The 9,301-nt window shown below is 62.1% G+C and carries 3 protein-coding genes; all 3 read right to left on the reverse strand.

Going from position 1 to position 9,301, the window contains the following annotated elements; all coding sequences use genetic code 11:
- Positions 1 to 30: 30 nt before the first annotated feature.
- From recD to recC, 3 genes are read right to left on the reverse strand one after another with little or no spacing between them, the layout of a single operon-like run.
- On the reverse strand, positions 31 to 2,097 hold the full coding sequence (gene recD, locus WH299_RS28385) for an exodeoxyribonuclease V subunit alpha (protein WP_339499499.1): 2,067 nt from the start codon (positions 2,095 to 2,097) through the stop codon (positions 31 to 33).
- Positions 2,094 to 5,768: an exodeoxyribonuclease V subunit beta gene (gene recB, locus WH299_RS28390; protein ID WP_339551954.1), complete on the reverse strand. Its 3,675-nt coding sequence runs from the start codon at positions 5,766 to 5,768 to the stop codon at positions 2,094 to 2,096. The genes recD and recB overlap by 4 nt, the downstream gene beginning before the upstream one ends.
- A complete protein-coding gene (gene recC, locus WH299_RS28395; RefSeq protein WP_339551955.1) occupies positions 5,765 to 9,217 on the reverse strand; it encodes an exodeoxyribonuclease V subunit gamma in 3,453 nt (1,150 codons plus the stop codon). The genes recB and recC overlap by 4 nt, the downstream gene beginning before the upstream one ends.
- Positions 9,218 to 9,301: the final 84 nt, after the last annotated feature.

Here is a 9,301-nt window from a genome sequence, read left to right on the forward strand (position 1 = left end):
CTGAACCAGAAATCTGACATGACCTAGCAGTCAGTTATTTTCGGATTCGTGACCCAACTCCAGCATCAACCCACTCAAGCGCTTGACCTTGCGCCTCACGGCTTCTTCAAACACGCCGCCTCGGGGCTCGATCAGGCTGAACCAGCGCTTGGCCCTTGTGATGCCGGTGTAGATCAGCTCTTTGGTCAGCACCGGGTTCAACGCATCCGGCAGGATCAGCGCGGTATGGGTGAACTCCGAGCCCTGGGATTTGTGCACGGTCATGGCGTACACGGTTTCTACATCGTTCAGACGGCTGGGCAGCACAAATCGCACACCGCCCTGACCGTCATTGCGTGGGAAGGCCACGCGCAGCATCTGGGGGCCGCCGTCGCTTTCGGGCAATTTCAGCGCGATGCCGATGTCACCGTTCATCAGGCCCAGGCCGTAATCGTTACGGGTCATCAGCACCGGGCGGCCTTCGTACCATTGCTCGTCGCCTTCGATCAACCGCACCTTGCGCAGGGCGGCGGTGATGCGCAGGTTCAGACCTTCCACGCCCCAGGGACCTTTGCGTACCGCGCAGAGCAGTTGGAAAGCGTCGAAGGCTTGCAGCAGTTGTTGCGCCCAGTGGGTCCAGGCTTGGCTTTCACGGGGCGTATCCGGCGACGGACGGGCGCTTTGCAACAGGTTGAGGTAATAGCGATAGCCCTCGGCACCGTCACCCTGCCCGTCCAGCACCAAGCGTTCCAGGGCGTGATCGTGTTCGCCCTTGAGGCTGACGCAAAACAGATCAGCGTGACTCCGCGCGGCTAGCAGTTTGCGGGCTTCCTCTGCGTTTTGCTGGTTGACCCAACGCGCCAGTTGGCCGATGCCGCTGCCTTCGCCGAAACGTCGCGAGTAACGCAGCATCACTACCTGCTGGGCCAAGGGGTGGCTGGCGTCGAGGTCTTCCTGCAGGCCGCTGGCGCTGAGGTCTTCACCGCTGACGGCTTGCAGCCATTGGCGGGTCTCGGCGCTGTAGAAACCGGCTTCGGCGTCGCGACACAAGTCACCGAGGACGGCGCCCGCCTCCACCGATGCGAGTTGATCCTTGTCGCCCAGCAGTACCAGGCGCGCATGGGGCGGCAAGGCGTCGAGCAGATTAGCCATCATTTCCAGGTCGATCATCGAGGCTTCGTCCACCACCAGCACATCCAGGGGCAGCGGATTGCCGAGGTGATGACGAAAATGCCGCGTGCCTGGGCGACTGCCCAGCAAGCGGTGAACGGTGGTGACCTGGGTCGGGATTTTTTCCTTCACGCTGTCCGGCACTTTCAGTGACAGCACTTGTTGGCTGATGGACTCGGTGAGGCGTGCGGCGGCCTTACCGGTGGGCGCGGCCAGGCGAATGCGCAATGGACTGCCGGACTCCACAGCCGGCGCCTGCAACAGCGCGAGCAAGCGCACCACGGTGGTGGTTTTGCCAGTGCCAGGGCCGCCGGTGACGATGCTGAATGCGCCGCGTGTAGCCAGGGCGCAGGCGAGCTTTTGCCAGTCGATCACGCCGTCAGGCGGCGGTTGATCGAACAGGCTGTTGAGGCGCTGCGGCAAATCGACGGCCACGTTTTCCTGGCTGGCAAGACGCAGGCGCAAGGCGCTGTCGATGCGCCGTTCGTAAGTCCAATAGCGGCGCAGGTACAGGCGCTTGCCGGACAGGACCAAAGGCCGACTCTGCGCGGATTCGCTGCCATCGACCGCCAGCGCGACCAGATGACTGGCGGCCAGTGCATGGCACCAGTGGGCGCCGTCCAGGCCTTCCAGTAACTGCGACGGCAGCAACATGGCGCCGGTTTGCAGGTCGCCTTCAGGCGGCAACGACAGCGCAAAGTCCGGCGCCTTGAGGGTTTCGAACAGGTCGAGGCAGACGTGACCATGGCCCAGTTGATGGCTGGTCAGCGCGGCAGCCAGCAGCACCAACGGGTCGGCCTCTGGATCGAGTTCGTGCAGGAAGCCGACGAAGGCTTTGTCCAAGGCACGCAACCAGCCACGGTCGACCCAACGCTCCAGCAATTGCACCAGGTCGGCGGCGCGGCTGAGGGGCGTCAGCTCCTCCAGCGGTAACGGCGACAGGCTCATAACAACACTCCTTGTTCCCAGGCGGGCTCAACCTTGGGCGGGATGGGCTTGCCCTGGAACAGCAGGTCCAGGCCTTCGATCAGTTCCCGCGGCGGTCGGGTGAAATACGCACCCTGACTCGCGGACTGCGTGCCCCGTAGGAAAATGTACAGCGCACCGCCGACATGGCGGTCGTAGTCGTAGTCCGGCAGGCGCGCCTTGAGTTGGCGGTGCAGGGCCAGCAGGTAAAGCACGTATTGCAGGTCGTACCGATGATCGAGGATCGACTGTTCCATGGCATCCAAGGTGTAGGCCGAATCGTCGGGGCCAAGCCAGTTGGATTTGTAGTCGGCCACGTAATAGCGGCCGTCATGCTCGAAGGTCAAATCGATGAAGCCCTTGAACATGCCGTTGAGCAGCACAGGCTCGGCGGCGACACGGGAAACGCCGTTGTGGGTGTATTGGCACACCAGCTTGTCGAGGGCGAGTACGTCGACCTTGTGGCTGGCAAACCAGAATTCCATCTCGATCTGGTACTGCTGCAAAGCGCTGAGGGAGACGTGGCCGTTGTCCACAGGCAGTGGCGTTTGCAGCAGGTGGCCGAGCCAACTGCTGAGGGTGATGATCCAACCTTCCCAGTTGCGCCGGTTGCAGCGGGCGCCCACGGCCTTTTCGATGGCCTCGGGCGTAACGCTGAAACCCTCCTCCCCAGCCCATTCCAGCAGGCCGTGCAGGAAGGTCCCTGGGTTAGGGCCACGTGGGAAACGGTGAATATCGCCGCCGGATGCCGCCACTTCGCGGGGTGCGTCGGGGTCGAGGCGTTCGTCATCGAACAGCTTCTGGGCCTGCGGGCTTTCCGGTGCTTCGAGCGTGGCGGCGCTCATGCTGTCGCCAATGCGCAAGGCGCTGTAGGAGGCTATCCACCAGTTTTCTGCAGCCTTGCGCTTGGGCAGCAAGGGCGCTCGCAGTGTGGCTTCGTTGCGCGGTGGGTGGAAAAGGATGTCTTGCGCTTCGGGCACCTGGGCGTAGTTGATTGCGGTGCAACCTTCTTGAAGGTCCAGGAGCCAGCGCGCCAAGCCGGCGGACTCACCCAACGAGGCGCCTGCACCGAGCAAATAGCCCAGCGCCGACAGGTGCAGCACGGAGCTGTTGCTGTTGCCGCGTTTGAGGTCGGCGATTCCGAGCCAGCACGCATGCTTGGCACGGGTCAGGGCTACGTAGAACAGGCGCAGGTCTTCGGCCAGGCGCTCATTGTCGGCTTGGGCGATCAGCTCAGGCGTAGGGCGCAAGCTGACTTGGGATTTGCCGTTTTCATCGTGGTAGTGCAGCGGTAAGCGGCTGCCATCCACGGGTTTGGCTGAGCAGATGAAGGGCAGGAAAACCAGGTCGTATTCCAGGCCTTTGGATTTGTGGATAGTCACGACCTTGACCAATTGCTCATCACTTTCCAGGCGCAGGATTTGTTCTTCACCCGCCTGCCCCGAGAGCGCCAGATGCTCGGCCAGATGGCGGATCAGCGCCTGTTCGCCATCCAGTTCAGAGGCAGCCTGTTGCAGCAGTTCGCTGAGGTGCAGCAGGTTAGTCAGCACACGCTCACCGTCACTGCGCGCGATCAGGGTTTGCGGCAGTTTGAAGTCGTGTAGCAGACGACGCAGCATCGGCAGCACGCCTTGGGTACGCCAGATCGCGCGGTAGCCACGGAACTGCATGACTCGGCTTTCCCACGCCAGTTCATCCTGGTTCAGACGCTCCAGTTCCGGCAGTGACAGGTTCAGGGTGACGCAGGCCAGTGCGGCGCGCAGCGGGCGCTCGACATCCGGCTCGGCGCAAGCCTTGAGCCAGGCCAGCAGGTCGTGGGCTTCCTGGGCGGCGAAGACCGAGTCCTTGTCGGACAGATAGACGCTGCGCACGCCACGGCCGGCCAACTCGGCGCGCACGGCCTGGGCCTCTTTGCCGTCGCGCACGAGGATGGCGATGTCTGACGGGCGCACGCCTTTGAAGCTGCCGTCCGGTTGTGGGAAGCCTGCGCTGCCTTGCTGCCCGCCGTTGAGCAATTCAACGATGTGCGTGGCACAGGCCGCCGCAAGCTGCTGACGATACAGCACATTGGAAACCGGCTGGTCAGTCGGCAAGTGCCAGAGGTTCATGGCTGGCAGCGTTTGGCCATTTACCTGCAATTGTTCTTTACGTCCCTGGGACAGTACCGAGTGGAACGGCACCGGGTTTTCACCATTGGCCTCGCGGAACAGGAACGCGCCGCGACCGGTTTCCGCACGCTGGAACACGTGGTTCACCGCCTCGACCATCGCGTGGCTGGAGCGGAAGTTGGTGCCCAAGGTGTGGTGACGACCGGTGGTGGACTGACGGGCGCGCAGGTAAGTGTAGATATCGGCGCCACGGAAGGCGTAGATCGCTTGCTTGGGGTCGCCGATCAGGAACAGGCCACTGTCGAGGTGGTTTTCTTCGATGCGATAGATGCTGTCGAAGATGGCGTATTGCACCGGGTCGGTGTCCTGGAACTCGTCGATCAAGGCCACCGGAAATTGCTCGCGAATCACGCTGGCCAGGCGTTCGCCGCCGTCAGCTTGCAGCGCGGCGTTGAGGCGGATGAGCATGTCGTCGAAGCCCATTTCGGCGCGACGGCGTTTTTCTTCTTCAAAGCGTTTGCCGACCCAGCCGGCCGCGTGTTGCAACACGGCGGCGTCGGGGGTTGGCAGCGCATCAAGCGCCGCCTTGAGGCCGGCCATGGCGTCGATACCGGGATGCTGCGGTGGCTCACCTTTCCAGGCTTCGGCCATGCCGTCGGGTGTCAGGCGCGTGAAGCCGGTACCGATGTCGAGTTGTTCGAGGGTTTCGTCAGCAGCCCAGGCGCTGATCTTTTCGAACCAGGGCTCGAAGTAGCGCGCCTGCATCTTGCGCCCGTCGACGGCTTTGGCGGCTACGGCTTGCAGGCAGATGTCGCGCAGCTCGGCGGCCCATTGTTGCCAAGGCGTCTTGAGGGTTGTCAGCGCTTCTCGGCGCTCGTGCAGGCAGGCCGTGATCAGTTCAGCGGGCTCGCGGGTTTCATCCGTCGGCCGTTCGCTGCCGAACAAAGCGCGCACTCGCGGCATCAACGCGGCGGGGCCACCCCAGTTGTTGCGCACCCAATTGAGCGCATCGTCGTGCATCGGGTAGCAGAACAGTCGCCAGTAATCGCGCAATACTTCACCGAGCAAGTCGCTGTGATCGGTTTCCAGGGTCTGGGTGAACAGGCTGCCACTGTCGAAGGCATGTTCGCGCAGCATGCGCTGGCACCAACTGTGGATGGTCGAGACGGCGGCTTCATCCATCCATTGGGCGGCGATGTCCAGGCGATTGGCGCAGGCGGGCCATTGTTCGGCTAGGTAATCGGCGCGCAGATCGGCGATCAGGGCGTCTGGCTGTTCAATCTCTTCACGAAAAAACCGCGCGGCTTCGGCCAGGCGGATGCGGATGCGTTCGCGCAGTTCTTTGGTGGCGGCATCGGTGAAAGTCACTACCAGGATTTGCGGTGGCAGCAGTTCGCGGCCAAAGCCTGATTCATCGCCTCCATGGCCGAGGACCAGGCGCAGGTAGAGGGCGGAGATGGTGAAGGTCTTGCCGGTGCCAGCGCTGGCTTCAATCAGCTGGCTGCCTTTGAGCGGGAAGGCCAGGGCCAAGGGTTTGCTGGTCATGCGCCGGCCTCCTCGCCAGTGAGTGATCGCCATGGGGCGTTGAGCAGCGGACGATACAGGGTTTCGCACCAACCTTCGAATTCTTCGCTGGCAATCAGCGTGGCGTAGTCGGGGAATTGCCGGGTAAGCGCCGGGGTTTCGCGGCGCTCACCATCAGTGGTCAGGCCATCGCCTTCGTAAGCTTTGCTGGCGGCCGCCTGGGCCTTGGCAGGATCGGTTTGGCTAAGCCAAGCGAAAGCGGTTTTGACGGCGACGGGCAGCGGTTGGCTCATCCCGGTATGCCAGGCCAGCAATAGGTTACCGAGGAGTTCCTGGGCACTGGTTTTATCCAGCGGCGGCAGCAACAGAGTGTCATCGCTGGCCACCAAGCCGGTGCTCAATGGCAGACCGCAGGCGCAGGCAACCACATGATTGACCCAGGGGCGAATCAGGCGATGCCACTTGCGGTTCTTGATCGAGCCTATGCTGTTGGGGATGGTGGTGACGCTGAGCAACCCGCCATCGCTGCGTCGATGCAGACCACTGATCCAGCCTTCCAACTGAACGCCATTATGCTCAAAAATGACCGGTTCGGCACCGGTGTGCGGGGTGGGCCAGAGGGCGAGTAATTGCTGATAGCGTCGCAACAGATCGGGTAACGGTTCGATCAGTTCGTTGCGTAGGCATTCGCCGAAACCGACCATCGGCAACAGGCCACTCCCCTGCAGGCGCAGGGCCTGGGCGTTCAGTGCCTGGTCGAGATGATCAGGCTGGGTGAGTGCGGCGCTCAGTAGGCTGTCGCTCAGGCTGTAGCGTTGCAGGGCATCGAGGACGAAGGGTTCTTCGTCGGCCAGTGGCACTTCGGCGGCTTCGAAGAACACTTTCAGGCGTTGGCTGAAGAAATGTTTGACCGGGTTGCGCAGGAAGTCTTGAAGCTGACCGAGGCTCAGGGGTTCGTCCTGTTGATGCGAGCTGAGTTCCTCTTCTTTTTGCATGGCATCCGGCGCTTCGTGCAGTAATTGCCACTCACGGGCGTAGCTGAACAGCGCGTCGCCCTCATGGAAGTAGCGGGCGCTGAAAGGTTGCAGTGGGTGCTCTTGCGTCATGGCTTCGATAAGCGATGCGTCGCTCTTGGCGTGGTGCCAGCCGCTGGCGAGATGGTCGCGTAGTTGGCCTATCAATACCGAGGCCGGGCGGTCGCTGTTGTCGCGGATGCTACGACCTACCCAACTGATGTACAGCTGGTCGCGGGCTGAAAGCAGCGCTTCGAGCAGCAGGTAGCGGTCGTCCTCGCGGCGCGAACGGTCGCCGGGGCGGTAGTCGCTGCCCATCAAGTCGAAGTCCAGCGGGGGTTGCGCGCGCGGGTAATCGCCATCGTTCATGCCGAGCAGGCAAACGAGCTTGAATGGGATCGCTCGCATAGGCATCAAAGTACAGAAATTGACAGCCCCGGCGAGGAAACGTTGGGACAGGCGACCTTGATCCAGACCCGCGAGCCAGGCTTCGCGGACTACGGTGAGAGGTAACTCGTCCTGCAGGCCGACAGATTCGCAGGTTTCCAGCCAGGTTTCCCTGAGTTGTTCAAGTTGGCCCAGCAGGTAGTCATCGTGTTCGCTGCTGGGTAGGAAGAACAGTTGCATCAGGCGTTGCAGACGACCGCCCCACTCCGTCGGAGAAGCCGGTAGCGACAATGCTTGATGCGCGTCGTTAAGTGCGTCGAGCAAAGCGACCAGAGGACCAATGAGCGCTGCGTCGAGGCCACCGATTTCATCGTAGGGCTCGATACCCTCACACGCTGCGCCGGTGCCTACGGCGTAACCGAGCAACATGCGCCGCAGGCCGAAACGCCAGCTGTTTTGTTCCAACTCCTTTGGCAGGCCCAGGCCGGCACGTTGTTCGGCGTTGAGCCCCCAGCGGATGCCGGCACCTTCTATCCAGCGATGCAGCGTAGGCAGGTCGCGCTCCTTGATGGCGAAGCGTTCGCGCAGGGCCGGAACGTCGAGCAGGTCGAGGATCTCGCTGACGGGGAAGCGGCTGTCGGGCAGTTTCAGCAGGTGTTCGACGGCGATAAGCAGCGGGTCGCGGCCGCGTTGGCCTTGGTCGGTCAGGGTGAACGGGATGAAGCGTGGGTCATTGCGTTCGAGTTGGCCAAACACGGCGCGAATGTGCGGCGCGTAGCTGTCGACATCCGGAACCATGACGATGACATCTCGCGGACGCAGCGAGGGGTCGGCACTGAAGCGTTGGAGCAGTTGGTCGTGGAGGATTTCCACTTCGCGCTGGGCGCTGTGGGCAATGTGGAAGCGGATTGAGGTATCGTGATCCAGATCAACGGCAGGCCATAGCTCGCGGGTTTCGTTGAGTGGACGCAGTTCCAGGATGTCGTCCTGGAGCTGATTGAGCAGTGTGGTGGGCTCACTGTCGCTGAACAGGTCAATGCGACCATCGCGGAATGCAGCGCGATAGCTGTTGGGGTCGTCGTAGCTGTCCAGCAGGCTGATGTAGTCACGGCCTTGCTTGCCCCAGGCGGCCAGTAGCGGGTGGGCGTGCTGGTGCAGGGTTTGTGGGTCGATGGTGACCGGCATGCCGGCTTTACGCGCTTGGCGTTTATATTCGTTACGCAGCAGGTCTTTGTCGGCGACGATGTCAGACCAATGGTGACGGCAGGGGTTGTGCACGCAGAGCAGGACTTGGCTGAATCGCGCGAGGCCGGCGAGGGCCTCAAGGGCCTGGGCGGGCAACGAGGAGATGCCAAAAACTATGACTCGGGATGGCAGGCCCTCGGGTGCTGTTTCCATTGTATTGATGCGCTCGATAAAGCGTTGGTGAACGCCGGCGCGGCTTTCGGCCATGCCTTCTTCACCGACATCCAGCAACAGTGCGCGCCATAGTTCGGCTTGCCAGCAGTTGGCTGGGTTGAGCGGTTTTGATTCGCCTCGACCGTTGCGCAGTTGGTGGCGGCCGGCAGCCCAGTCTTCGAGCCAATCGGCGCGGTAGACCTGATATTGGTCGAACAGGTCAGCCAGGCGCTCAGCGAGTTGGTAGCGTTTGCGCAAATCGGTGTCGTGGGTGAGAAAACGCTGCAGCGGTTCGAAGTGCGGTTGATCGATAAGCTCCGGCAGCAGGCGCATAAGGCGCCAGGTCAGCGGAGCTTTGTCGAGCAGGGACTTGGGCGGAATTTCATCTTTGCCCAAGACCATACGATAGAGCTGCCACATAAAGCTGCCAGGCAGTTGAACATCGATTGCTGCGGCTATTCCGCAGCCGCCCATGTCATCTTCTTCCGGATCCTCAGCCAGGGCCAGCTTGAGCCATTGGGCGATGCCGTTGCTTTGTACCAGGGCAATTTCGTTTTCCAGGGGCGCCAGGGGATAGCGGCGCATCCAACTGACCACCAGGCTGCGCAGTTCGTCCAAGCGGTTGCCGTGAACCACCATGAATCCAGGGCTGAGGGACGTCGCATCCGGCATAACGGCTTCCTTGGGAAAAGCAAAAATCGAGGGTGCGACTTTAGCACTGTGGGCAGTTGTTGGAGGAATTGGGATGTTAGCTGT

Origin of the sequence: Pseudomonas sp. MYb541 (assembly GCF_037479595.1) — a bacterium.
Lineage (GTDB): Bacteria > Pseudomonadota > Gammaproteobacteria > Pseudomonadales > Pseudomonadaceae > Aquipseudomonas > Aquipseudomonas canadensis.

What these genes read in the sequence shown, in the direction of transcription:
- recB (WP_339551954.1), bottom strand. Translation starts at nt 5,768, where the DNA reads ATGACCAGCAAACCCTTGGCCCTGGCCTTCCCGCTCAAAGGCAGCCAG.
- recC (WP_339551955.1), bottom strand. Translation starts at nt 9,217, where the DNA reads ATGCCGGATGCGACGTCCCTCAGCCCTGGATTCATGGTGGTTCACGGC.
- recD (WP_339499499.1), bottom strand. Translation starts at nt 2,097, where the DNA reads ATGAGCCTGTCGCCGTTACCGCTGGAGGAGCTGACGCCCCTCAGCCGC.